General features: G+C 73.1%; 18 protein-coding genes and 1 pseudogene. 3 read left to right on the plus strand and 16 right to left on the minus strand.

Annotation, left to right across the window (positions count from 1 at the left end):
• Positions 1-2: 2 nt before the first annotated feature.
• From AB0N17_RS14955 to AB0N17_RS15015, 13 genes are all read right to left on the minus strand, one after another.
• Positions 3-560 carry a YbaK/EbsC family protein gene (locus AB0N17_RS14955; RefSeq protein WP_366011721.1) on the minus strand — a complete coding sequence of 186 codons (558 nt, stop codon included), beginning with the start codon at positions 558-560 and terminating at the stop codon, positions 3-5.
• Complete coding sequence (alaS, locus tag AB0N17_RS14960) at positions 557-3,220, minus strand: alanine--tRNA ligase (protein WP_366011722.1); 2,664 nt, start codon at positions 3,218-3,220, stop codon at positions 557-559. Before alaS ends, AB0N17_RS14955 begins: the two co-directional genes overlap by 4 nt.
• 37 nt (positions 3,221-3,257) lie before the next feature.
• Positions 3,258-4,466, minus strand: coding sequence for a cytochrome P450 (locus AB0N17_RS14965; RefSeq protein WP_366011723.1), 1,209 nt, complete (start codon positions 4,464-4,466; stop codon positions 3,258-3,260).
• Positions 4,463-5,641, minus strand: coding sequence for a condensation domain-containing protein (locus tag AB0N17_RS14970; RefSeq protein ID WP_366011724.1), 1,179 nt, complete (start codon positions 5,639-5,641; stop codon positions 4,463-4,465). The genes AB0N17_RS14965 and AB0N17_RS14970 overlap by 4 nt, the downstream gene beginning before the upstream one ends.
• Before the next feature lie 33 nt (positions 5,642-5,674).
• Positions 5,675-6,979: an MFS transporter gene (locus AB0N17_RS14975; protein WP_366011725.1), complete on the minus strand. Its 1,305-nt coding sequence runs from the start codon at positions 6,977-6,979 to the stop codon at positions 5,675-5,677.
• Positions 6,967-8,076, minus strand: a complete 1,110-nt coding sequence (locus tag AB0N17_RS14980; RefSeq protein WP_366011726.1) for a S66 peptidase family protein — start codon at positions 8,074-8,076, stop codon at positions 6,967-6,969. The genes AB0N17_RS14975 and AB0N17_RS14980 overlap by 13 nt, the downstream gene beginning before the upstream one ends.
• The gene (locus AB0N17_RS14985; RefSeq protein WP_366011727.1) at positions 8,073-9,716 is read right to left on the minus strand and encodes a GNAT family protein; all 1,644 of its coding nucleotides are present in this window, start codon (positions 9,714-9,716) and stop codon (positions 8,073-8,075) included. Before AB0N17_RS14985 ends, AB0N17_RS14980 begins: the two co-directional genes overlap by 4 nt.
• 17 nt (positions 9,717-9,733) lie before the next feature.
• Entirely contained in the window at positions 9,734-11,140 is a 1,407-nt protein-coding gene (locus AB0N17_RS14990) for a hypothetical protein (RefSeq protein ID WP_366011728.1), read from the minus strand.
• The gene (locus AB0N17_RS14995) at positions 11,137-11,940 is read right to left on the minus strand and encodes a hypothetical protein (protein ID WP_366011729.1); all 804 of its coding nucleotides are present in this window, start codon (positions 11,938-11,940) and stop codon (positions 11,137-11,139) included. The genes AB0N17_RS14990 and AB0N17_RS14995 overlap by 4 nt, the downstream gene beginning before the upstream one ends.
• A 76-nt stretch (positions 11,941-12,016) precedes the next feature.
• The gene (locus AB0N17_RS15000; RefSeq protein WP_366011730.1) at positions 12,017-12,979 is read right to left on the minus strand and encodes an amino acid--tRNA ligase-related protein; all 963 of its coding nucleotides are present in this window, start codon (positions 12,977-12,979) and stop codon (positions 12,017-12,019) included.
• Positions 12,980-13,253: 274 nt separating this feature from the next.
• Entirely contained in the window at positions 13,254-14,315 is a 1,062-nt protein-coding gene (locus tag AB0N17_RS15005; RefSeq protein WP_366011731.1) for a branched-chain amino acid aminotransferase, read from the minus strand.
• Entirely contained in the window at positions 14,312-15,568 is a 1,257-nt protein-coding gene (locus AB0N17_RS15010; RefSeq protein WP_366011732.1) for an ATP-grasp domain-containing protein, read from the minus strand. Before AB0N17_RS15010 ends, AB0N17_RS15005 begins: the two co-directional genes overlap by 4 nt.
• Positions 15,569-15,619: 51 nt before the next feature.
• On the minus strand, positions 15,620-15,754 hold the full coding sequence (locus tag AB0N17_RS15015; protein ID WP_366011733.1) for a hypothetical protein: 135 nt from the start codon (positions 15,752-15,754) through the stop codon (positions 15,620-15,622).
• Positions 15,755-15,987: 233 nt separating this feature from the next.
• Here AB0N17_RS15015 and AB0N17_RS15020 point away from each other — a divergent pair, with 233 nt between their 5' ends.
• Together AB0N17_RS15020 and AB0N17_RS15025 are read left to right on the plus strand one after the other, a co-directional pair.
• Entirely contained in the window at positions 15,988-16,773 is a 786-nt protein-coding gene (locus AB0N17_RS15020; RefSeq protein ID WP_366011734.1) for an HAD family hydrolase, read from the plus strand.
• A gap of 187 nt (positions 16,774-16,960) precedes the next feature.
• Complete coding sequence (locus tag AB0N17_RS15025) at positions 16,961-19,753, plus strand: SpoIIE family protein phosphatase (RefSeq protein WP_366011735.1); 2,793 nt, start codon at positions 16,961-16,963, stop codon at positions 19,751-19,753.
• Between the two features lie 50 nt (positions 19,754-19,803).
• On the opposite strand, the gene AB0N17_RS15030 is transcribed toward AB0N17_RS15025, so the two are convergent.
• From AB0N17_RS15030 to AB0N17_RS15040, 3 genes and pseudogenes are all read right to left on the minus strand, one after another.
• Positions 19,804-20,472, minus strand: coding sequence for a DUF2637 domain-containing protein (locus tag AB0N17_RS15030; protein ID WP_366011736.1), 669 nt, complete (start codon positions 20,470-20,472; stop codon positions 19,804-19,806).
• 129 nt (positions 20,473-20,601) lie between these two features.
• Positions 20,602-20,832: a hypothetical protein gene (locus AB0N17_RS15035; protein WP_366011737.1), complete on the minus strand. Its 231-nt coding sequence runs from the start codon at positions 20,830-20,832 to the stop codon at positions 20,602-20,604.
• Positions 20,833-21,034: 202 nt separating this feature from the next.
• A pseudogene (locus AB0N17_RS15040) lies at positions 21,035-21,583 on the minus strand (hypothetical protein); the annotation flags it as partial.
• Between the two features lie 73 nt (positions 21,584-21,656).
• Here AB0N17_RS15040 and AB0N17_RS15045 point away from each other — a divergent pair.
• Complete coding sequence (locus AB0N17_RS15045) at positions 21,657-24,809, plus strand: BTAD domain-containing putative transcriptional regulator (protein WP_366011738.1); 3,153 nt, start codon at positions 21,657-21,659, stop codon at positions 24,807-24,809.
• Positions 24,810-24,813: the final 4 nt, after the last annotated feature.

Consider the following 24,813-nt stretch of genomic DNA (forward strand, 5'->3'; position numbering starts at 1 on the left):
GCTCAGCGTTGTGCGATGGCGGCGACGGCGGGGCGGGCCAGTTCCAGGTAGTCCGACACCGCGAGCTCGACCGACATGTCGAGCCGTCCCGTATTGAAGTAGATCGTGTCGAGCGTGGTCAACTCCTCGTCCACCAGGACCTCCAACTCGGTCGAGCAGAGCGCGAACGGCGCGATGGACCCGCTCACGCTGCCCGTCAGTTCCTCGGCCACGTCCCGTACGGCGAAGGACGCCTCCGTGCCGCCCATGAGGTCCGCGACCGCGGCGAGGTCGACCCTGCGGTCGCCGGCGACCACCGCGAGGACGTACCGCCGCTTGCGCTTGCCGTACGCCACGCGCAGCACGATCGACTTCGCCGCCTGCCTCAGCCCGTGCCCGCGCAGGGAGCTCGCCAGGTCGGTACGGCCCTGCGGGGCATGGGCGATGAACCGGTGCCTCGCCCCGGCCAGCCGGAACAGCGCTGCCAGCGTGCCGTGCACGTCGACACCGCCGGTGGTCCCCGCGACGGCGGCACCGGACAGGGCCGCGCGCGGTCGCGTCCCCGCCTCCACGGCCGTCACAGCGCGCTCCTGCTCAGGAGCGTCGAGGCCGCGGCACGGGCCGTGGTCAGGGCGTCACCCAGCCCGGCGGCTCGCCGGCCGCCCGCGCTGGCGAGGGGCCCCTTGCCGCCGGCGCCGCCGCCGATGACCGCGGCCGCCTCGACGAGGACGTCGCGCGCCGCCACGCCCTGTTCGCGCAAGTGGCTGCCGACCGCGGCGGCCAGCATCGCCTTGTCTCCTTCCGTGGTTCCGAGGACGACCACACCGAGGCCGGAGGCGATCCGCAGCGCCACCGTGGAGGCGAGGCGGCGCAGCTCCTGGCCGTCCACCCCCTCCACGCGAGTGACCACCAGCAGGCCGCCGGGGACGACCTCGGCCTTCTCCGCGAGTCCGGCGGCCATCGAGGTCAGCTCGTTGCCCCTCATCCGCTCGACCTCGGCCTGCGCGCGGGCCAGTTGGTCGAGCCGTTTGGCCAGGGCGTCGTGCGCGTCCTCGGGGCGCGTGCCGACAAGCGCCGAGAGGTCGCGCAGCAGCCGGCGCTCGCGGTCCGCGGAGCGCAGCGCCTCCTGCCCCGTCCACGCCTCGATGCGGCGGAGGTTGGAGCCCACCGACGACTCGCCCGCGATGCGGAACGCGCCCACCTGGGAGCCGTGCGTGACGTGCGTGCCGCCGCACAGCTCGCGCGAGAAGTCACCGATGTCGACGATGCGCACGGTGTCCTCGTACTTCTCCCCGAACAGGGCCAGGGCACCGGCCCGTTCGGCCTCGGCGCGGTCGGCGTACCAGACCCGGACCTCCGGGTCGGCGAGCAGCCGCTCGTTGACCCGGGCCTCGATCTCGCCCAACTGGTCCTGCGACAGGCCCGAGAAGTGGACGAAGTCGAAGCGGAGCCGGCCGTCGTCGACGAGGGATCCGTGCTGGGCCGCGTGGTCGCCGAGCAGTTCCCGGACGACCGCGTGCAGGACGTGCGTGGCCGAGTGGGAGCGGGCGATCGAGGCGCGGCGCCGTGCGTCGACAGCGGCTTCGGCCGTGTCACCGGAGCGGATCTCGCCCTCGACGACCCGGGCGGTGTGGACGTGGAAGCCGGGCAGGCCGCCCCGGGTGTCGGTGATCTCCACGCGAGCGCCGTCGGCGGTGCGCAGTACACCGCTGTCGCCGACCTGCCCGCCGCGCTCGGCGTAGAACGGCGTGGCGGCCAGGACGAGTTCGATCTCCTGGCCCTCGGCGGCGGCCGGCACCCGACGACCGTCGTCGAGCAGGGCGAGCACGGCGGTCTCGGCGGTGAGCCGCTCGTGGCCGACGAAGTCCGTCCGCCCGTGCCGGGCGACCAGTTCGCGGTACGCCTCCTGACGCCGCAGCGCGGCCGCGGTCCGCGCCTTGCCGCCGCTCTTGGCCCGCTGCTGCTGGGCGGCGAGCAGGGTGGCGAAGCGTTCCTCGTCGACGGCGAGGCCCGCGTCGTGCGCGGCCTCCAGGGTCAGTTCGACGGGGAAGCCGAAGGTGTCGTGGAGTTCGAAGGCGGTCTCGCCGGACAGCCTGGCCGACTTCTCCTCGTGGGCCCGCCGTACGGCCGCGTCGAGCAGCTTGGCACCCTGTCGCAGCGTACGGCCGAAGGACTCCTCCTCGGCCCGGACCACCTGCTCGATCAGTCCGGCCTGGTCGGCCAGTTCGGTCCAGACCCCGCCCAGGTTCTCCACGACGCTCGCGGTGACCGCGGGCAGCAGCGGCCCCTCGATGCCGAGCAGCCGTCCGTGACGGACGGAGCGGCGCATCAGCCGGCGCAGGATGTAACCGCGGCCCTCGCCCGAGGGCAGTACGCCGTCCGCGACGAGGAAGGCGATGGCGCGGGCGTGCTCGGTGATCACCTCGAAGGACATCTTCTCGGTGCCGCTGCCGGGGTAGCCGCGCCCGGCGAGCTCCTGGACGGTGTGCAGGGTGGGGGCCAGCAGGTCCGTCTGGCAGACGTTCTCGACGTCCTGCAGCAGGATAGCGAGCCGCTCCAGGCCCATGCCGGTGTCGATGCCCTTCATCGGCAGCTCACCGAGGATCGGGTAGTCGGTCTTGCCCTCGCCCTCGCCGCGCCCGAACTGCATGAAGACGAGGTTCCAGATCTCCATGTACCGCTCGTCGTTGACGGCGGGGCCGCCGTCCGGGCCGAACGCCGGGCCCCGGTCGTAGTAGAGCTCGGAGTTGGGCCCGCAGGGTCCGGGTACGCCCATCGACCAGAAGTTGTCCTCCTTGCCGAGCCGCTGGATGCGCTCCGCGGGGATGCCGACGCGTTCCCAGCAGCGGATCGACTCGTCGTCGTCGAGGTAGACCGTCGCCCACAGCCGCTCCGGGTCGAGCCCGAAGCCCTGGGTGACGAGCTCGTAGGCGTACGCGATCGTGTCGGCCTTGAAGTAGTCGCCGAACGAGAAGTTGCCGAGCATCTCGAAGAACGTGCCGTGGCGGGCGGTGCGTCCCACGTTCTCGATGTCGGAGGTGCGGGCGCACTTCTGGACCGACACGGCCCGCGGGTACGGCGGCGGTGTCTCGCCCAGGTAGTAGGGCTTGAACTGGTTCATGCCGGCGTTGGCGAGGAGCAGCGTCGGGTCGTCCGGGACGAGGGAGGACGACCGTACGAGCTCGTGGCCGCGTTCGGAGAAGAAGTCGAGGAAGGTGGAGCGGATGAGCCGGGAGTGCATGGATTCACCTCGGTACGGGCGGGAAGTCGGGGGGGGGTCAGACCAGGCAGGGGATCGCGGAGACGGACGTGACGCCGAAGGCGGGCTCGCGGACCATCGCGGGCGAACCGCCGCGCAGGCCCGGGTGCCGCTCGTCGAGCGCCCGGAACAGTGCCTCGATCTCCATCCGGGCCAGTGCGGCGCCGAGGCAGAAGTGCCCGCCGCGGCCGAAGGCGACATGGCGGGCGCCGGTGCGCCGTATGTCGAACCGGTCGGGGTCCGTGAAGACCTCCGGGTCGCGGTCGGCCGCCGCGAGGACCAGCACGACACGCTGGCCGCGTGTGATCCGGTGCCCGGCGAATCCGAAGTCCCGCAGGGCCGTGCGGGGGGCGAAGTTGAAGGGGGATGCGTAGCGCAGGGCTTCCTCGACCGCGGCGGCGTAGGGTACGTCGCCGGTGCGCAGCGCCCGGTGCTGCTCGGGTGCGGCGAGCAGGCAGGCCATGCCGACGGCTGCGGCGGTGGCCACCGGCTCGGCGCCGCCGGTCAGCAGCTGGGCGAACATCGCGGTGACCTCGACGTCGTCGAGCTCGCCGCCGGCGTGCAGGTCACCGAGCAGCGCGGCCATCGGACCGGCGGCGCGGGGCAGCACGGTCCCGGTGACGTAGCGGGTGAGCCCGTTCACCGCGCTCCCCGCGGCCAGGGCGGTCTCCTTGCGCAGGGCCGGCATGCTCAGATAGCCGATCAGCGCGTCCGACCAGGCCAGCACGTCGGCCCGCTCGGCGTCCTCGATGCCGAGGAACGCGCAGATCGTGGTGAGCGCGTACGGCCGTGCCACCTGCTGGAACAGGTCCTGTTCGCCGGGGCGCAGAGCCCGTACGGCCTGCTCCGCGTGGGCCCGGACGGTCGCGGCGAACGGGTGGAGGCTGCGCGGGGTGAACGCCCGTTGGAGCGCCTTGCGGGCCCTGAGCTGGTACGGCGGGTCCGCGAAGACCAGCCACTTGCCGAGGAACCGCTCGACGGGCTCGAAGGCCGCGCGCATGTCCTCACTCATCGAGGCGAGCATCTCGGTCTTGTCCCGGGCGCCCAGGGCGGGCTCCAGGAGCAGCGCCTCGACGTCCGCGTGCCGGGTGACGTACCAGCTGCGGGTCGGCTCGTTCCAGTGCACCGGATCGTGGGTGCGCAGTCCCGCGAAGAAGGCGGCCGGGTCCTTGGCCACCTCCGCGGAGAGGATCTCCTCCGGGGAGACGAGCGGGGTGTCGCTGGTCATCCGCTGACCTCCTGGGCGGTGAGTTCTCGGGCGGTGCGCCGGAATGCGGCGGCGAGTTCGTTCAGGGCGTCACCGTCGACGACGGTGGGGTCGGCGCTCAGGTCGAGGTGGAGCAGTCCGTCGGCCCGTACGGGGTCGACGACCTCGGCCGTGACGTCGAAGGGGCTGGTGCGGGGCTTCAGCCGCGCCGGGGCCAGTTCGGCGCCGTCGAGACGCAGCGTGCGCGAGGCGCACCTCGGCCACTGCGAGAACACCGTCCGCAGCAGGGGCGCGGTGTCCTGCGGGGCGCAGGCGCGTATCTTCGCGTACCCCAGCCCCTGGTGGCGTACGGCGAAGGCGGCCGAGTCGAGCACGGAGCGGAGGCCGGCGTCCGTGCCGGACTCCCCCACGCGGACGCGCACCGGCACGAGACCGGCCGACGCGCCGATGGCCTCCTGCCGGCCGGGGTCGGTCCGCACGGGCACCGACAGCCCCACGCAGAAGTCCCGCTGCCCGGTGAACCGGGCCACCGCCAGGCCGTACACGGCGAAGACCGCCGCCGCCGGCGTGACCCGCGGGTGCGTGGCCCCGGCCCTGCTCAGCAGCCCGTCGAGCGTCCGGCGGTCGAGGGGGACCCGCACAGCGGCGGGCCGGCCCGGCGATGCCGGCAGCCCCGGCCAGTGCAGGGCCCCGACGCCCGCGAGGTGGTCTCGCCACGCCGTGCTCGCGGCGTTCTCGGCGTCCGGGTCCAGGGCCGGCCCGGCACCGGGTTCGACGGGGGACACCGGCCCCGCGGCGCCGTACAGACTTTCGAGCTCCGCCTCCAGGACGGTGAGCGACGGGCCGCCCACGGCCGACCGGTGGACGTGGACGAGCAGGAGGGCACCGCCCGGCCAGCGGTGGAGGTCGGCGCGCAGCAGAGGGCCGCCGTCGAGCTCGAAGGGCGGGGCCGCGTGGCTCTCCGCCCTCTTGAGGGCCGTGTCCACCGCCTCCCAGCCCGCGCCGGGCGTGTCGTGGACGACGGGGGCCTCGGCCGCCCGGAGCACCGGGTGGCGCCGGGCGAGCGAGGTGAGAGCGGTGTGGAGTCGGCCCGGGTCGATGCCGCCCGTGGCGAGGTAGGCGAGCGTGACCGAGTCATCCGGGTCGGCGGCGGTGAACTGAGCGAGTTCGTCCTGGAGTTGGAGGATGGATGTCATGGAAGCCTCTCTGGTCGCTCATGGCCGTGGAGTTCAGGCGGGGGCGGGCTCTGATGCACCGGCCTCCTGGGGGACGGCCAGGCCCTGCGGCGCGGCCGACGCGGCGACGGCGGCACGGCCGAGGAGCCCCGTCGTGGCGATCAGCACGAGCAGCGCCAGGCCGCTCAGCACGGCCAGCCCGGCGACGAACGCCGTTCCGGCTCCGCTGCCCACCAGCACGCCGGCGGCCAGCGGCCCGGTCACGAAACCGAGTGACGTGGCGACTCCGCAGGCCGCGTTGAAGCGGCCGCGCAGGTGTGCGGGGGCCAGCGAGTTCACCAGCGAGGGCATCCCGGCCGCGAACAGGGTCTCGGCGACGGCGAACAGCACCATCGCGGCGATCAGCACGGCGAGCTGCGCGCCGCGGTGGCCGATGCCCGCGGCACACAGCACGAGCACCCAGTTCACGGCCCAGGCGGCCGCGGCCAGGGCGAGCGTGTGGGTGTGCCGCCTGCGCTTGATCAGCTCGTGCAGCGCCAGTTGGGCACCGATCACACCCGCGGTGTCGACGGCGAACAGGATCGCCAGATCGGAGGGGCCGATGCCGGTGTGCGCCACCAGGAACGCGGGCAGGCCCGCCTCCAGCTGCCCGTACGAGACGAAGTAGAGCGCCATGCCCAGGGCCAGGACCAGCAGGAACGGGCCATGGGTGAGCACCTGCCGGTAGCCGGCCGGCCGCTTCTGCGCGGTGGTGGCGGCGGCCGGTTCGTCCTGCGCGGTGTCGCCGTCGCGTCGCAGGAACATCACGAGCGCCACCCCGAGATAGCTCAGCGCGTCGGCGCCGTACAGCAGCCGGAACGACAACGGGTGGGAGACGCTCGCCACCACGCCGCCGAGCAGGCCGCCGATGCCCATGGCGGCGTTGGCGAGGGTGAAGCTCGCGCCGAACACCACCGGGTGGGACTCGGCGGGCACGGCGGCGGCGAGCATGGCGTTCCACGCCGACGAGCCGCCCAGACCGAGTCCCCAGACCGCCGCGGACAGCAGGAACTGCCAGCCCTGGGAGGAGACCGCGAACCCGGTCACGCCCAGGGCGCTGAGGAACATGTGCAGTCCGGCCGCGCGGCGCGCGCCGATCCGGTCGGCGAGCCGGCCCGCGTGCAGTCCGCCGGCGATCACCGCTGCCGACGTCACCGACACGGCGTGCAGCGCGGTGGCGAGGCCGAGGCCGTTGACCTGGTGGACGTAGATCACGAGGAACGGCAGCACCAGCCCGGAGCCGATGTTGTTGACCGCGCCCAGGGCCAGGAGGGTCCTGGCGGGGCGGGGCAGTGAGACGAGGTCCTTCAGGAGCGACATGGGGCTTCCTTCCCGTGCGTGCTCGTCGGCTCGGCGGCCGGGGCGACGGTCGGGCCCGGGACGCGGATCACGGGCCGTTCGCCGTGTGCCTCCACGCGGGCCGCCGCCCCGAGCGGAACGGTGAGCATCGGGTCCGTGTGCCCGAACGGCAGGTCCATCACGATGGGTACGTCGCCGGGGAAGGCGTCGAGGAGGATGCGGTGCAGCGCCTCGGTGTGCTCGGCCCCGAACGGCCCTCCGGGCGTCCGGCCGACCAGCACCGCCACCGCCCGTTCGGCGATCCCCAGGTGGCGCAGCTGCGTGAGACTGCGCTGGAACGCCGCGATGCCGGCGCCGTCCTCGGTGCCCTCCAGACACAGCACCGTCGGGCCCGCGGGCGGACGCAACCACCGGGTGCCCGCGAGGAAGCCGAGCGTGGGGATGTTCCCGCCGAAGAGCACGCCGTCGGCGGACCCGGGGCGCAGCACGTAGGCGCTGCCGGGGTGGCGGGGCCGCTCCTGCTCGTCGGCGGCGGCCCAGTCCCCGTACGGCTGGGTCCACCAGTCGGGCAACGGCCAGACGCCGCCCGTGCCCGCCGTCAGGGTGTGCCGCAGGTGCTCGACCGTCTCCGGGTAGGGCCGGGGCCACTCGCCGAACTGCGGGAGCAGGGCCGGCCCGTAGAAGACGGTCGTCCCGGTGAGCGCCTGGCAGCCCAGCAGCAGTGCGGTGTTGTCGCTGTAGCCGATCAGGATCTTGGGCGGCAGGCCGGCGAGCTCGTCCAGGTGCTCCAGCAGGTCGTTGGAGTTGTTGCCCCCGATGGTCGTGAACACGGCGCCGACCTCGGGGTCGGCGTACAGGTCGAGCAGCGCGCGGGCGCGCTCGCGCCCCGTCCCGGCGATCGAGCCGGCGTACCGGCTCTCGGGCGCGAGCCGTACCGGGTGGTTCAGTGCCTCTTCCAGCGCCGCGACGCTCCTGCGGGTGCGGCCGGGGAAGCGCCCGGCGGCCCAGGCGCTGGTGGCGGCCACACCGATGACGGCGCCCGGACGCAGGCCGGGTGGCGCGGTGGTGACGGGAAGGCCCCGGCCCGCTGCCGCGTTCTCGTCGCCGCGGAGGTTCATGACGCCCCGAACAGGTAGCGCAGGGCGTTGTCCGAGAGCAGCGAGCGTGTGTCGGCCCCGCTGGACTCCAGCGAGCGGACGATGCGGCGTACGGCGTCGGGTGTCTCCGCGCCCAGCACGCGTCCGTCGTCCCACGGCTGCAGGTGCCAGGGCGTGTCCAGCGAGAACATCAGGCGCTCACCGCACTCGGCGATCAGCGCCGAGAGGCGTGCGTCGGAGTCGGCCGGGCCCGGGTCGCCGACGGTCCGCTCGCACACGGCCTCCCAGGGGCCGAGGTCGGCGTACACGCCGGGGTGGGACAGGACCTCCGGCAGGCCGGCGTTGAGGAAGCCCAGGTGGGCGATGCTGATGCGGGCGCCTGCCGACACGGCCGCGGGCACGGCGTCGGCGCGGATCTCGGCCAGGTCGCCGAGCCTGCCCTCGGGGGAGCAGTGGAGCACGGTGGGAACGTTCCAGCGGGCGGCCAGGTCGAGGTAGCCGCGCGCGACGTACTCGGCGATGGGCACCTCGGCGGCCGGCGGATGCCACTTGAGCGCGAACACCTCCTCGAGGCGGTGCGCGTAGTCCGCCGCGAAGTCGTCGGCGTCGCGGAAGGGGTCCGCCATCAGCGCGGTCATGGGAAGCCCGGCGGAGGGCCGGTTGTCCTTGCGGAACCGGGCGCAGTCGTCGAGGAGTTCGAGGTTGCGATGGCGGATCATCCGGCTGCACGCGTCGGGGCCGACGGCGGTGCCCTCGGGCTTGAAGCGGCGGTAGTACGGCATCGGCAGGATCAGGGCGCCGACCGCGGCGGGCGGTTCGGGCAGGGCCTGCCGCCCGAGCGAGACGAGCAGGGTCATCAGCTCCTGCACCGACTGCCGGTACGTGTGCTGCGACGCCTCGTCGTGGAAGATCAGCTCGGCCCCGGTGTGCTCGTGCGCGCTGATCAGCACCGGACCCTCGGAGAGACGATCACGCGTCTCCTCGCGCAGACGGCTCAGCGGGGCGCCGGGCGTGACCGTGCGGGCGGCGGCCCGGCCGGCGGGGGTGGCCGCCTCGTACTCGGCGGACGGGGTGCACGTCGTGCCGCCGGCCGGCGTGTCCCGGGAATCGCCGGGGAGATCGCGCGGGATCAGCCCGTAGGCCACGCAGTCCACCCGCCCGGCGTGCGTGACCGCCGCGCTGCGCAGCACTCCTTCGCGGGTGAACCCAGCTTTGAGGGCGACGCGTTGGGACGCCACGTTCTCCGTGGCCGCCAGCAGGGTGATGCGCCGGACGGGTGTCGCGGTGAACACCCAGGCGGCGAGGGCCCGTACGGCCTCCTGGGCGAAGCCCCGGCCGCGGGCGGCCGGTACGGTCCAGTAGCCGATCTCCGTCGTCAGTTCGCGCCAGTTGGTCGACTTGAACCCGAAGCAGCCGACCAGCTCGCCGCTCGTGCCGTCCTCGGCCGCGAACTGGATCCCGTCGCCGCTGCTCAGCGACTGCGGGGCGCCCTCGGTGCACCACCAGCGGGCGTGCTCCTCGGTGTAGGGGCTCGGCAGCGGCAGCCACCGCTGTGTCACCTCGTCGTCGCACGCGGCCTGCACCGCCGGGATGTCGCGCTCGGCGAAGGGACGCAGCACAAGTCGGCCGGTGCGTATCGTCTCGTCGGGGAACTGGGCCATCTCTCTTCTCCTGCGGGTCATTTCTCGCCCCGGAACTTGCGTCCCAGCAGCACCGACGAGCCGGTCGGGCGGGCGCAGTGCGCACAGGGCCGGTCAGGTGCGGCGCCGGCGTCGTACGCGGCGCCGTTCTCGCCCGTGGGCCGGCCGATCACATCGAGCACGTCCTGGTCCAGCGCGGCCGACACGCAGGCGGCCGCGGTGCACAGCGGCACGCGCACGGCGGCCGGGATGCGGGCGAGGTCCCCGGGCTCCGGGAAGCCGGCGCGGTCGAGGATCCGTTCCCGGTGGGCGTCCACGGCCCTGCGGCACAACGTCTCGCCCAGGACGGCGAGTCGCTCGGCGGCCCGTGCGGCCACCTCGGTCTCGGTGATGGTCCGGCCCTCGCCCACGTCTTCGCCGAGCAGCAGCACGCCGCCCCGCTCAGGGCCCTCGACCGTGAGGAAGAGCGGAGCCCCGTGCGCCCTGGCCCGGGTCGTCCGGGCCCGGTAGCCGCGCTGGTCGCCGAACACCTCGGCCCGTATGCCGTGGGCGTCCAGGGCGGCGGCGAGCGCGGCGGCACGGCCGGCGCCCTCGGCCACGGCGGGGACGACGGCGACCTGCACGGGGGCGATCGACGGGTGGTACACCGGCTTGTCCGGGTCGGTGTGGGCGTGCACCAGCAGGGCGAGCACCAGCCGCGCCGAGAAGCCGAAGTTCAGCATCGACAGCGGGACGCCGTCGCTGTGCACACCGAACGTCTCGCTGAACCGGGTGCCCAGCTCGTACACCGAGGTGAGCGTGGTCGACGTGCCCTCGGGCAGCAGGGTGACCAGCTCGTGGCGCCGGTCCGCGTACGCCCCCGCGGCACCCGGCTCCTTCAGCCGCTCGACGGCGACGGTGGGCAGGCCCATGGCGGCCGCGACCCCGCCGGTCGCGTGCAGCATGAACGACGTGTCGGCCGAACCGTCGCCCACGAAGGCGGCCTGCGCCTCGAAGAAGGGCCACACGAAACGTTCCATCCACAGGGGGCGCGTGCCGTGCCCCTCGTGCCGGCCGACGGTCCGCACCGTGGTGACCCGGAACGGCGGCCGGTGCCCCTCACGCAGCCAGGCGGCCATGACACCGGAGATCTGCGCTTCGATCGTCGACGCGAGAGCGACCGGCTCGGCCTGTTCATCGCCGCTGCGCAGCAGGTAGATCCGGTCCAGGAAGCTCTTGATCGAGCCCGCCTGCCGCTCCATGGCGTCCAGCGGCACGGCGGAGGCGAGACCCAGCTCCTCGTATCCACCGGAGGCGAAGAACGCGCGGAACGCGTCGAGGACGTTCGAGCAGAGGGCGTACCCGTGCGGCAGCCAGCCACTGGCACCGGACACCGGGTACTTGGCGCTGACGATGTACGACCGCTGCAGCGCCGCGGCGTCCCCTGTCCAGGTGGCGGCGGTCACCGGAGGTCCTCCGTTCCGCGCAGCAGCGCGTACTGGCTGATGTGGAAGAAGGAGACGGCCAGCGGCTGGAGCCGGTTGTCCGTGTCCATGTAGCAGGCGCCGTACCGCTTGGCGGCGTCGGCGGGCAGGTCCTGGACCGAGGCGGTGACCCGGCCCTTGTGCCGCCAGACCAGTGCGTCGCCGGTCAACGCCCAGGGCTCGGCGGCGGGTTCGGTCGGCACACCGAGTGCGTCGAGGAGCTCGCCGATCACCGCGGCCGGATCGGTGGGCCGTTCCTGCGGCTGCGCGAGCAGGCCGTCCGCGCACACCTGGTCCTCCGCGTCGGGACCCGCCGTGGCCACCGGTGCGACGGCAGGGCCGCTCGTCCAGTAGCCGACCGGCAGCTCCCGCCAGCTGAAGCGCTGCTTGGCGACCAGCGGAAGTCCGCGCAGACACAGTCCGGCCGTCGGGTACCACCCCTTGGGCCGCTCCGAGTCGTGCGTGGTCACCGCGGTGCGCCGGAGCCCGGGCGCGAGCAGCGCCTCGACAGGGGCCACGAGCACCGGCGGCACCAGTACCGGCAGATGGGTCCTGCGCACGGCCGCCGCGCGCAGTCGCTTCTCGACGAGCTGCTGCGCGTCCCGCAGCCGGCGCAGGGCCCGGCCGGTCAGGAGGTAGTGGCCGGCCGGGCCGTACTCCCGCCGGACGAGGGCGCCGGCGGCCATCGGTGCCGGTGCGACCTCGGCGACGTGGCCCGTCGGCGCCGGTGCGTCGTCCGTGCTGCCGGCCGACGGCATCGGGTCACTGGTGAACAGGGGCATGGCGATTCCTGTGGATGAGGGCCGAAGGTGTGCCTGCGGTGCTCGCCGGGCCCTGGGCAGGGCCCGGCGACGAGCGTCACGGGGTCACGGAGACACCGTTCAGGCGCGGAGCGAGCTGCAGTTCGCGGATGTCCTTCTGGTTCAGCACCCACATCAGCCAGCGCTCGATGCCGAGGCCGAAGCCGGAGGTGTGCTGGGGACGGGCCTCCTTCATGCGGACGTACCAGTCGTAGTCCTCCTCCGGCACCTGGTGGTGGGCCAGCGCCTTGCGGGTCTGCTCGCCGTCGACGTGCCGCTCACCGCAGCCGACGGTCTCGCCGATGCCGAAGAGCAGGTCGCCGTTGAGGGCCGTGCGGCCGTCGGCGTCGCCGTAGGCCTGGTAGAAGGGCACCGACAGGTGGTCGTAGTGCGTGACCCACAGGATCGGGCTGATCTCCTCCATCAGGCGCCGCTCGCCGTGCCGGGACAGGGTGCGCCAGCCGCCGTGCTCCTCGACCGCCTCCGGGTCGTCGCCGAGGTGGGCGACGGCCTCGTCGAAGGTGATGCGCGGGAAGGACTCCAGGCCCGCCATGCGCTCGAGGTGCTCGGTGGTGCCTGCGATGGCGCGGACGTCGTCGGCGTACCGGTCCAGCACGGCCTGCGCCAGACGCCGCATGTACGCGTTGACCGCGTCGATGCACGCGTCGAGGCCACCCGGCAGCTCGGCCTCGCTGTGGAAGAACTGGTTGAGGTGCGTCTCGTCGCAGTCCTCGCCGCGGAAGCTCGGCATCAGGTACCAGCTGCCCTGCGGGCTGAGCCGGCAGCCGTACTCGAGCATGAACTGCATGGAGTCCGCGAGGAAGGTGCGCTGACCGAAGAGATCGATCTCGACGGGGAGCGAGTCGCTGCCCAGGCCCATCGGGCTGGAAATGCTGTTCGTGGTGACGGGGAGGTGGACCGACTTCACGCCACGCTCGCTCCAGAAGAGAGCGGTCTCGGTCGTCACCAGGTCCTGGAGATCCACCAGCGTGCGATACAGCGGCTGATCGACGATCTCCAAGAAGCGGTCCGCCGAAGGACGCCATCCACCATGCGTATACGTCGGAGTGGCCAATGTCTTCCCCTTGTTCCTCTTGAGGAGCCCCCGAGTGGGATTCGATGAATCCATCGTGCAGGTTCGGCTACGCGATTTCATCAGTTTCTGCTGGCGAGAGCCTGCCTGGCATTTTGCTGCCCGGCCCGCACGAAGCGACGCACACGAAAAGGCCGTTGGCGTCAGAGAATTCTTGAGAATTCTCTGACGCCAACGGCCCTGTATGAATTCAGCGCTCGGCTCACACGGCGTGCATCCAGCCGCGCCCGTCCGTTCGCTGCCCGTACTGGATCGCGGTGAGTTCGTCACGCAACCGCGTGGTGACGTGCCCGGGGCGTCCGTCCCCGATGACGCTGCGCCCCTCCGGGGTGGTCACGGCTCCGATGGGTACGACGGAGGCGGCGGTGCCGCACGCGAACGCCTCGGTGAACGGCCCGTCGGGGGCGGTCAGTTCGGCCAGGGCGACCGGGCGCTGCACGGTGCGGATGCCCAGGTCGCCGGCGAGTTCGATGAGACTCCCCCGGGTGTTCCCGGCGAGGATCGTTCCCGAGAGCTCGGGCGTGACCAGCAACGGCTCGCCCGTCTCGTCGCGGCCGACCGCGAAGAAGTTCATCGCCCCGAGCTCCTCCACGAACCGGTGCTCCCGGGCGTCCAGCCACAGCACCTCGTGGCATCCGCGGGCGAGGGCCTGCGCCTTCGCCGAGAGACTGGCCGCGTAGTTGCCCGCGCACTTGGCGGCTCCGGTGCCACCGGGCGCGGCACGGATCTCGTCGGTCGCGCACCACACGTCGATGGCCTCGTAGCCGTCCGCGAAGAAGTGGTCGACGGGCGAGGCGATGACCGCGAAGAGGTACTCGTTCGCCGGCCGCACACCGAGGCTCGGCTCGACCGCGACCATGAACGGCCGCAGGTACAGGCTCTGCCCGGGACCGCGCGGAACCTCGTCCGCGTCGGCCCGCACCAGCTGCTCACAGGCCTCCGTGAAGAGCGTGACCGGCAGTTCGGGCATCGCCAGCCGCCGCGCGCTGCGGTTGAGGCGCTCGGCGTTGACCCCCGGGCGGAACAGCGCGAGCGAACCGTCCACGCGCGGGTACGCCTTGAGCCCCTCGAAGACCGCCTGCCCGTAGTGGAGTGCCATGGCCGCGGGCGACAGCTCCAGCGGCCGGTGCGGAACCAGGCCGAGCGGCGACCAGCCGAGCGCGGGGGTCCACCTGGCCGTCACCATGTGCCGGGAGAAACGCACCCCGAAACCCAGCTTGGCCTCCGTCCGCGCGGTGGCGGGCGCCTCGGTCAGCGCGGTCACGACGTCCCGCCCATCTCGTAGGCCGGGAGCAGAGCGGCCTCCAGCTCGGCGGCCCGCTCACGGAACTGCTCCTCGCTCTCCGCCCCGATCACCAGCATCAGGCACCACACCGAGGGGTGCAGTTCGCCGATCTCGAACCCCACCGAGCGGGACCGGATGGTGTCCAGGACGTAGGGGAAACGGGAGATCAGCTCGTCCGACGGGTCCTTGAGGATGGTGCCCGCCTCGGCCGGGGCCAGGTTGATCCAGCCCACGTACGGGTACGGCGGCCGGCGCAGCGTCAGCGGCTCACGCCCGGCGCCCATGATGGCCTCGACCCAGAGTTCGCGCAGGTCGGCACCGAGCGGGCCGAAGCTCTCGGGGATGGCGCCGCCCGCGAACCGGGTGGCGATCTCGGAGAACCACAGACGCCCGTCGGAACGGCGGAAGATCTCCAGGTGGGTGATGTCGTCCGTGATGTCGAAGGCGGCGTTGATCCACTCGTGCAGCTCCTCCACCTCGGCGTACAGCTCCGGCTCGCGTTCCCGCGGCAGGAGGATCGAGCCGTTGTCGTGGCCGGGCGTCTCGACGGTCATGCGCGGCCGGAGGTACCGGCTCACCGCGAGGATCTGCGCCTTCCCGTCCTCCCAGACGGCGTCGACGTGGTACTCGTCCCCGTCGATCGGCTCTTCCGCGATCAGGAACCGCGCGACGGTGTCCGCACCGGCCTCGCGCAGAATCCCGGCGAGTTCCGCGGCGTCGCCGACCAGGGAGGTGGCGACCGAGCCGAGTCCCGCGGCGGGCTTGACGACCACCGGGAAGCCGAGTTCGTCGGTGACCCGGCGCACCGAGCCCTCGACGTCGGCGGTGGACAGCGACACATGGCGGGCGCAGGTGATCCCGCCCTGCCGGGCACGCTCCTTCATGGCCCGTTTGTCACGCATCAGGACGGACTTCTCGATCGCCGGCTGCTCGAGACCGAGCGCGGTGGCGAGGTAGGCGGCGCCGAACTGGCTGAACTCGGAGAGGCTGAGGACCCGGTCGACCTTCACACCGGTGGACCGGATCTCCACCGCGAGCTGCGCCATCTCGTCGAGGGCGTCGAAGCTGCGGATCACGTAGTGCCGGTCGACCCGGGCGATCAGCTCGGGGTCGATTCCCCTGTTGGCGGCCTCCCATTCGTCGAAGATCAGGGTCACTCGGGCCCCACGATCCAGCAATGCTTCCAGGGTCACCCGGTCCCACCGGCACACCAAGAGGTTCATTTCGCTCATCCCCGGTCGTCCTATCGCTATCCCAGAGTCAACTGCCGCAGCGGGCGGATGTCAGTCCCAGTTGAGGCTGTCCGCAGGAGCGGCAACGGTGTGCGTCTCCGCGTGTGCGCCGCCCGTCGTGTAAGCCGTCAGCGCCAGCACGGCAGCTGCGGACAGAGCGAGAGCATGAGCCACGAACTTCTTCATCTTTATCCCCCTGGAAAGAAATGGAATTCGACAAAACAGGGGTGGGTGACAGCCTCTTCCGGATTACTCAACCGCTCTCGCTCCCCCTATGCCTTAGAGTCTGCAATCCTTTCCAGGGGGAAGCCAAGCAGAATCCGTGGCAGCTTGTGGCCTGGCAGGCTGACGCCTTAGCGGCCGGCGCCCGCCGTACGCGCGGCGGCCCGCGGGGTGCGGCGGCTGGATACCATCCCACGGTGATCACGCCCAGCGCCCGCACCACGGTCTTCGACGTCGACGGCACGCTCTGCTTCGACGGGCGGTCCATCGACGACCGGATCCTCGCCGCGGTCGGGGCCTGTGAACGCGCCGGCCACCGGCTGGTCTTCGCCTCCGCCCGGCCGGTCCGCGACCTCCTGCCCGTCCTCGACGGAGCCTTCCCCGCCGCCACGCTGATCGGCGGGAACGGCAGCCTCGTCTCGGTCGACGGCCGGGTCCGGGCCCGAGCCGCGTTCGGCCGGGACGAACTCGCGGCACTGCTGGCCGAGGTGGAGCGCTACCGGGCGGGCTATCTCGCGGACGGGCCCTGGGACTACGCCTACACCGGGCCGGACGGCCACCCGATCCGCGGCCGGGTCGACCAAGGGGGTCTCGCCCGCCGGGTGGAGCTTGCCGACCTCCCCGCGGTCGTGAAGTTCCTCGTCGTCGACGCGACGGACATGGCGGCCCTCGCCGGGGCCGGCCGGGCGCTCGGGATGACGGTCAACCACCATCTCGACGAGGCGGTCATCGACTTCGCCCCGGGCACGACGACGAAGTGGGAAGCCCTGACCGCCCTGGGGATCGGCGAATACAACGCCTTCGGCAACGACATCAACGACGTCGAGCTGCTGCGCCATGCCCGGCACTCGGTGCGCGTCGGAGCCCACCCCGCCCTGGACGGTGCCGCCCGCGTCACCGTCGCCGCCGATCCGGAGGCCGTCGCCGCCGAGATCTCCCGGCTGGCCGCCGGGGCACCCCCGGCCCGGGTCCCCGCCCGCTGAGCCCGCCGCGCACCGCCACTCCCGCGCCGGCCCCGGTGTCGCGGCTTTCACCGAGCAGGCCGGAGGATCGGGCTCCGACCGCCGGGAAACACCAGGCCAGAGCCCGGTGCCCGACGAGGTGCCGGTCTCGTCCGCGCCACCTGCCGCCGTCCACAGGCCACGGTGTTATCAAGGGTGTATGGAGGAAATGTCCGGGCGCCCTCGGGGCCCGGAGCGTCGTCCGTCCGTCGGGCGCCCGCGCGCGCGTGGCGCTTCCCTGCTGGACCCGCGCAGTGCGGCCGGTCAGGTGTTCCTCGTCCAGGTCGTCATCGTGGTCCTGCTGGTCGCGGCCGCGGTGGCGGCCATGGTGCTGCAGACGGCGAATAACGCACTGCAGCAGGGGCGGCGCGAGTCCGTCGTCGCGGCCCAGTCGTTCGCGAACGCGCCCGGCACCGCCGAGGCGCTGCGGAGCCCGGACCCCACGGCGGTGCTCCAGCCGAAGGCCGAGGCGGTGCGCAAGCGCGCGGGCATCGACTTCGTCGTCGTCACGGACACGAAGGGGATCCGTTACACGTATCCCTACCCGAGCGAGATCGGGAAGAAGTTCGTCGGCACCATCGGCCCGGCGCTGAAGGGCAAGACCGTCGTCGAGCAGGCCGGCGGGCCGCCGCTGCCCGCGGGCAGGGGAACCGCCGTGCAGGCGGTGGTCCCGGTGACCGACGCGCACGGCACGGTGGTCGGCCTGGTCTCCGCCGGGATCACGGTCAGGAACGTCGCGGCGCTGTGGCTGCCGATGCTGCCGATCATCCTGGCCAGCGGCGCCGTCGCGCTGGGGCTGGCCGTGGCGGGGACGACCCTGGTGTCCCGGCGGCTGCGCCGGCAGACGCACGGCCTGGCGCCCGCGGAGCTGGCGCAACTGTACGAGCACCACGAGGCGGTCCTGCACGCGGTCCGGGAAGGCGTGCTGATCATCGACGCCGACGGATACCTCGTACTGGCCAACGACGAGGCGACCCGGCTGCTCGGACTGCCGCCGGACGTGGGGCGGCGCCCGGTGCGGGAGCTGGGCCTTCCGGAGTCGATCACGCTCCTGCTGACGACACCGAAGGCGGTCACCGACGAGGTGTATCTCGCCGGGGACCGCCTGCTGGCGGTGAACAAGCGGCTGACGTACCCGCGGGGCGACCACGGAGGCAGCGTGGTGACCCTGCGGGACACCACGGAGCTGGCGGCGGTCTCGGGGCGGGCCGAGGTCGCGCGGGAGCGGCTGAAGCTGCTGTACGAGGCCGGGCTGGGCATCGGCACGACGCTGGACGTGGGGCGGACCGCCCAGGAGCTGGCCGACGTGACGGCGCCGCAGTTCGCCGACCTCGTGACGGTGGACCTGCTCGACGCGGTGCTCCGCGGCTGGGAGCCGACGGCCGAGGGCTGGCGGCATCTGCGCCGGGCGGCGATCGGCGGTGAGCGGCGGACGGTGCCGGTGTATCCGGTGGGCGAACTGATCACGTTCTCGCGCCGGACGCCGCAGATGCGGACCCTGCAGGAGCGGCGGGTCATGCTGGAGCCGGACCTGCGGCAGGCCCACGGCTGGCGGGCACAGGATCCCGAGCGCGCCCGGAAGGCCCTGGAGTGCGGATTCCGTTCGCTGCTGGCCGTACCGCTGCGGGCGCGGAACGTCCTGCTGGGGGTGGTGAACTTCTACCGGACGGCGGATTCCCCGCCCTTCGAGCCGGAGGACCTCTCCTTCGCGGAGGAGCTGGCCGCGCGGGCGGCACTGGCCATCGACAACGCCCGGAGGTTCACCCGCGAGCACGCGATGGCGGTGACGCTGCAGCGCAGCCTGCTGCCGCGGGGGCAGCCGGACCAGGACGCGCTGGAGGTGGCCTGGCGGTATCTGCCCGCGGAGGCGGGGGTGGGCGGGGACTGGTTCGACGTCATCCCGCTCCCGGGCGCCCGAGTGGCCCTGGTGATGGGGGACGTCGTCGGCCACGGGCTGCACGCGGCGGCGACGATGGGCCGGCTGCGCACGGCGGTGCACAACTTCTCCACCCTGGACCTGCCCGTGGACGAGGTGCTCGGGAACCTGGACGACCTGGTCGTCCGCATGGACAGCGAGGACGACGCGGGCGATGCCGTGAACGGCCACGAGGGCGAGGGGGTGACGGGAGCGACCTGTCTCTACGCGGTCTACGACCCGGTGGCCGGGACCTGCACGATGGCCCGGGCGGGACATCCGGAGCCGGTGGTGGTGGATCCGGACGGAACGGTGACCTGTCCCGGCGTGCCGGCCTCGGCGCCGCTCGGCCTGGGCGGCTACCCCTTCGAGACGGCCGAGCTGCGCCTGCCGGAGGGCTCGCAACTGGTGCTGTACACCGACGGCCTGGTGGAGAACCGCGACCAGGACATCGACGTCGGGATGGACAGGCTGCGGCAGACGCTGGCCGGATACGGGGGCCGCGCCCCGGAGGAGACGTGCCGGGCGGTGATCGACGCGCTGAAGCCGTCGCACGCCAGCGACGACATCGCGCTGCTTGCGGCGCGGACCCGGATGATCCCGTCCTCGCGCGTGGCCGAGTGGGAGGTGCCGTCGGATCCGGCGCTGGTGCCCTCGATACGGGCGCGCTGCCGGGAGACCCTGCTGGGCTGGGGGCTGGAGGATGCCGCGTTCGCCACGGAACTGATCCTCAGCGAGCTGCTCACGAACGCCATCCGCTACGGCTCGCCGCCGGTCCGGGTACGGCTGCTGTACGGGCGCTGTCTGATCTGCGAGGTGTCGGACGGCAGCGGCACCTCGCCGCGCCTGCGGCGGGCGGCGACCACCGACGAGGGCGGCCGGGGGCTGTTCCTGGTGGCGCAGTTCGCCCAGCGCTGGGGGACGCGCTACACCACCCACGGCAAGGTCATCTGGGCGGAGCAGGTCCTGCACGACGGCGCGTCCGCCGCCGCGGACCAGCCACCGGTCGACTTCCTCCTCGACCAGTTCGACGACCTCGACATGTAGCCCGCGGCACCCGGCCGCGCGGCGCGACGAACACCACCGGCTCCGAAGGCTCAGACCGGCCGGCGGCCCCTGGGCGGCTGTCCGGTGGCCGCTTCCTCGGTGGGCGCCTCGGCCGACTTCACCCGGTGCCGGGGCAGGGTCCGCCGCCGGGGCGGCCTGGTCAGGGTGATCTGTCGCACCACCTGCTGGAAACAGGCCAGGGACGCGAAACTCGGCAGGGCTGCCGCGGCCGTGGCGATGACGTTCTTCGGTGCCTGCGCGACACACAGCGTCATGGCGAACGCGGAGAAGAGCAGGAGCACGCACCAGGAATGAAAGGCCCGGCGCTGGTGCAGCGCCGACCGGAAGACGGACAGCGCCGCCACCAGCCAGGGACCGAACACCAGAAGAGGCCACCAGGGAACGGAGCCGCTCTGGGTCCGGGACGCCGCGACCAACCGCAGCGGGTCATAGGCGATGAGGCCGCCGAAAATGCTCACCGCGGAGGCGATGACGGTCACCATCGCGGCAATGCAGTAGCTGGCGATCCGGAGCCCGTCCGGGCGCTGCCGTGTCCGTACCTTGCGGTGCCCCCGAGGGGCAGCTTTCAGCGGGGGAAGTTCCGCCGTGATTTCCACCAGGGCTTCGCGGGGCGTCCTCGGGGCCGGGTCGACGGGCTGATCCTCATGGCGCGCGGCCGGGATCCTGGCCTGCTGTTCCTCCATGGCGTCCTGCAGCATGAACGCCAGCTCCGCTGCGGGATCCCAGCCCGATTCCGGAGGGATCAAGGGGATCTGAAGGCCGTCCGTGTACTCGGCGCCGAGATCTGGGTAATTCCCCAGTCGCTCGTAATACATGACTCCGCTTGATCATTCCGCCGGTGATTCACAGAACCAGGATTCCGCAGCCCGCCACCGTCTCGAAAGATCCCTTTCCAAGGCACTCATCGCTTCCATGAAGTCCTGGACGATCTCCCCTGTCACCTCCAGTGTGACCGGCAGTCCACCCTTCATAAGAATGCCCTTCGCGGTGTCCGCGCGGGGCGGGGCGGGCAGGTACGTGTAGGAGCCCAGCCGCATGGAACCCGTTGCCTTGGTCATATTCGAAGTAACGCCGCCATGCGGTGATGGGTGCGTGGCGATCGGGTGAAGGATTAGCCGGACAAACACGTTGTGCAGGTATCGGTCGGCCCTATATGTAGTCGGCCGTATATGTAGTCGGCCCTATATGTAGCTGTATGAAGAACCACTCATTCGCAGTCATCCGCCGGGGGGGTCAGTACACGTCGCGGACGTAACGCTTGGCGATCTCCCTGAGGGCCCGGTCGACGTCCTTGGCCATGCGGGGGCGTCGCCGCAGAGGTAGAAGTGGGCGCCGTCCCGCAGCCACGACCACAGCCGGTGTGGCGGGGTCGGCGGGCGGGCGGAGGTGCGGTGCCCGCTGGACGCGGACCGGGACGGGCGTGCCGGGCTCGGCGTCGGCGTCGGCGTCGGCGTCGGCGTCGGCGTCGGCGTCGGCGTCGGCGTCGGCGTCGGCGTCGGCGAGGAAGGGGGAGCACACGCCCCGGCGGGGGCGGCCGGCCAGGTTCTCGTAGCGGACGACGGAGAGGGTCGGCGACACCTGGTGAGGGTCGGTCAGGTGGCTGGACGACATCGAGTACAGGCGGGGCTGCAGACGGCCCAGGACCTCCGCCCACTCCTCGGCCCCGGCCCGGAGGCCGAACTCGGCGACCAGGTCCACGGCCTGGCGGCCCCAGGACCACCGGGCCAGCTCGCCCTTGTTGTCCGGGCGCAGGAGCTTGCGCAGCTCGCGCGGGTCGCGGGCGCGGTCGGCGGCGAAGCGCAGCAGGGGGTCCGGCCGGCGGATGTGAGCACCGGCCCGCCCGGGGCCTGTGGAGCCGGCCCCGACTGGCTAATGTGCAGGCGTGACGACCGAGTTGACCCTGCTTCCCCGAGTCGCCTGCCGTGGGCGGGAGATCACCGCGCCCCGGCTGCGCGGGCTGCTCGCGCTGCTCGCCGAGGATCTGCGCGGCGGGTGCAGCACGGGCCGGCTGGTGGAGGGGCTGTGGCCGGACGAGCTGCCGGAGCGGCCGGGCAAGGCGGTGCAGGTGCTGGTGTCGCGGCTGCGGGCGCAGGTGGGTGCCGAGCTGGTCGTGAGCACACCGACGGGCTACCGGCTGGCTCTTGAGGAGGCGTGGGTCGACAGCTCGGCGCTGCTGCTGCACGAGGCGGCGAGCACCGAGCGCGCGCGGGCCGGGGATCACGCGGGCGCCCTGGAGCGGGCCGAGGCGGGGCTGGCGCTGTGGGACGGGAGCGGCGGCGCCGGAGCCGGGGAGGAGCTGCACGATCCGGTGGCCGCGCTGCGCCTCGCCCGGCTGCCCGCCCTGCGCTCGCTGGCCCGGTCCCGGGCGCTGGCCCTCGCCCGGCTCGGGCGGCGCGAGGAGGCCGCCGCACCGCTGGCCGACCTGGCCCGGGAGCTGCCGCGGGACGAGGAGGTGCTCGCGGAGCTGCTGCGCTGCGAGGCGCGGACCACGGGGCGGGCCGCGGCGCTGACCCGGTACGACGCCTACCGCCGGCGACTGCGGGAGCAGCTGGGCACCGATCCCGGGCCGGGGCTGCGGGCCGTGTACCAGGAGCTGCTCACCGCCGACGCGGCGCCGGTGCGGCATGGCGTGCCGCACGAGCCGAACCCGCTGCTGGGGCGGGAGGCCGACGTCGCCGCCGTGGCCGGGCTGCTGCGCGGCTCCCGGGTGGTCACCGTCGTCGGGCCCGGCGGGCTGGGCAAGACCCGGCTCTCCCACGCGGTGAGCCGGGCCGCCGAGCAGCCCGTGGTGCACTTCGTCACCCTGGCCGGTGTCACCGCCGACGACGACGTGGCCGGTGAGGTCGCCTCGGCGGTCGGCTCCGGCGACGGCCGGCAGCTCGCCGGCGGCGGGGACGCCGTGAGCGGGGTGATCGGCGCGCTCGGCGCCGGGCCCGCGCTGCTGGTGCTGGACAACTGCGAGCACGTCGTCGCGGGTGCCGCCGCGCTCGTCCGGGCCCTGGTGTCGCGGACCGGCAAGCTGCGGATCCTGGCCACCAGCCGGGCCCCGCTGGGACTGACCTCGGAGTCCGTGTACGCCCTGCCGGAGCTGTCCCGGGCGACCTCGGTGGAACTCTTCCTGCAGCGGGCACGGGCCGCCCGGCCCGGGGTCGAGCTGCCCGCGGACGAGGTCGCCGAGATCTGCGGCCACCTGGACGGGCTGCCGCTCGCCGTGGAGCTGGCCGCGGCCCGGGTGCGGGTGCTGTCCGTGGCCGACATCTCCCGCCGGCTCAGGGACCGGTTCGCGCTGCTGCGCGGCGGCGCCCGTGACGCGCCCGAGCGGCACCGCACGCTGCGGGCCGTCGTCGACTGGAGCTGGAACCTGCTGGAGGCCGACGGCCGGGCCGCCCTGCGCGCCCTGTCCGTCTTCCCCGGCGGCTTCACCGAGGACGCGGCCGAGCACGTCCTCGGGGACACCGGGGACGCGCTGGAACTGCTGGAGCAGCTGGCCGGCCAGTCACTGATCAAGGTCGGCGACAGCCCGGCCGGGGTGCGCTTCCACATGCTGGAGACGCTGCGGGAGTTCGGCGCCGCCAAGCGTGCCGAGGCCGGTGAGGAGGAGGCGGTCACCGGCCGGTTCCTGTCCTGGGCGCGGGACTTCGGCCGCGCCCACCACGACGTGCTGTTCACCGGCGACGCCGTACCGGCGTGGCTGCGCATCCGGGCCGAGCAGGACAACCTCGTCCTGGCGCTGCGGCACGCCCTGACCCGCGCCGACGGGCCCGCCACGGCCGCCGTCACCGCCGTACTGGCCTCCCTGTGGGCCACCGACTCCAACTACCTGCGGCTCGCCGCCCTCACCGCCGAGACCGGCGGCCCGCTGTCCCGGTTCCGCCCCGGGCCCGAGCACCCCGAGGACGTGGAGACGGCCCGCAGCGCGGCGGCCGTGTGCACCACGAGCCTCTTCATGGGGCGCGGCCCGCACGCCGTACGGCAGCTGGTCACCCTGCGCCGGCTGCCGCCCGCACCGCCGGACACCCTGGTGCGGGCGCTGTCGGTCGTGCTGTGCGCCGTACCGGACATCCGTCCGCCGCGCTACGAGCGCCTGGGCGAACTGTGCGACGGTGACGAGCCCCTGGTGGCGGGCGTCGCGGCCTGCGTGGCGAGCTACGTGTGGGAGTCCCGGCACGAGACGGAACGCGCGCTGGAGTACGCCCGCCGGATGCTCGGCGCGCTGCGGCCGCTCGGCAGCCCGGCCATGCTGCTGCTCGCCTACGGGCGGATCAGCGAGCTGTGCCTGCAGACCGAGCGGGGCGCGGAGGCGTACGACCATCTGCGGGCCGCGCTGGACGCGCTCCGCGAGTTCAGCCGGTTCGGCGACTGGTCGGACTCGGTGGGGGTGCACTGGGGGCTGGTGCTCGCCTGTCTGCAGCGCGGGGACGTGGAGGAGGCGGAGTACTGGCTGGGGCTCGCGGAGCTGGACCAGCCGGCGGAGTCCGCCCGGATCTTCACCGCCGATCTGCCGGTGCGGGCGGAGATCGCGCTGGCCCGCGGGCTGACCGAGCTGGGTCTCGGGCTGTGGCGCCGGGCGGACGCGCGGATACGGTCGGACAGCCTGCTGTATCCCGGTGACCCGTTCGTGGATCCGTGGTCGCTGGAGGTGCGCTCGGCGGCGCTGGCGGCGCACGCGCAGGCCGGCCGGCTGGAGCCCGTGGCGGACCTCGCCGAGGAGCTGCGGGAGCGGCTGCTCGGCATGCTGTCCGGGGCCGGCGGCGAGAGCGCCCCAGTGGAACTGCCCGTGTACGGAACGCTGTTGCTGGCCCTCGGCTTCGCCGGACTGGCCCGGGGCGACGCGGGGGCGGTGCGGCTGGTGGCGCTGGCGGAACGGATGCCGGCGGTACGGGAGTTCCCCACACTGTCCCTGGCCCGCTCCCGGACGGCGGCCGAGAACGCCGACAGGGCGGCGTACGCCGACGCGAGGTCGAGATACGCCGCCCTGGGGCGGGAGGAGCTGCGGGCGGAGGCGCTGAACGAACTGACGGCTCCGCCGGCTTGACCCG

Origin of the sequence: Streptomyces sp. NPDC051133 (assembly GCF_040682635.1) — a bacterium.
Taxonomy (GTDB): Bacteria; Actinomycetota; Actinomycetes; order Streptomycetales; family Streptomycetaceae; genus Streptomyces.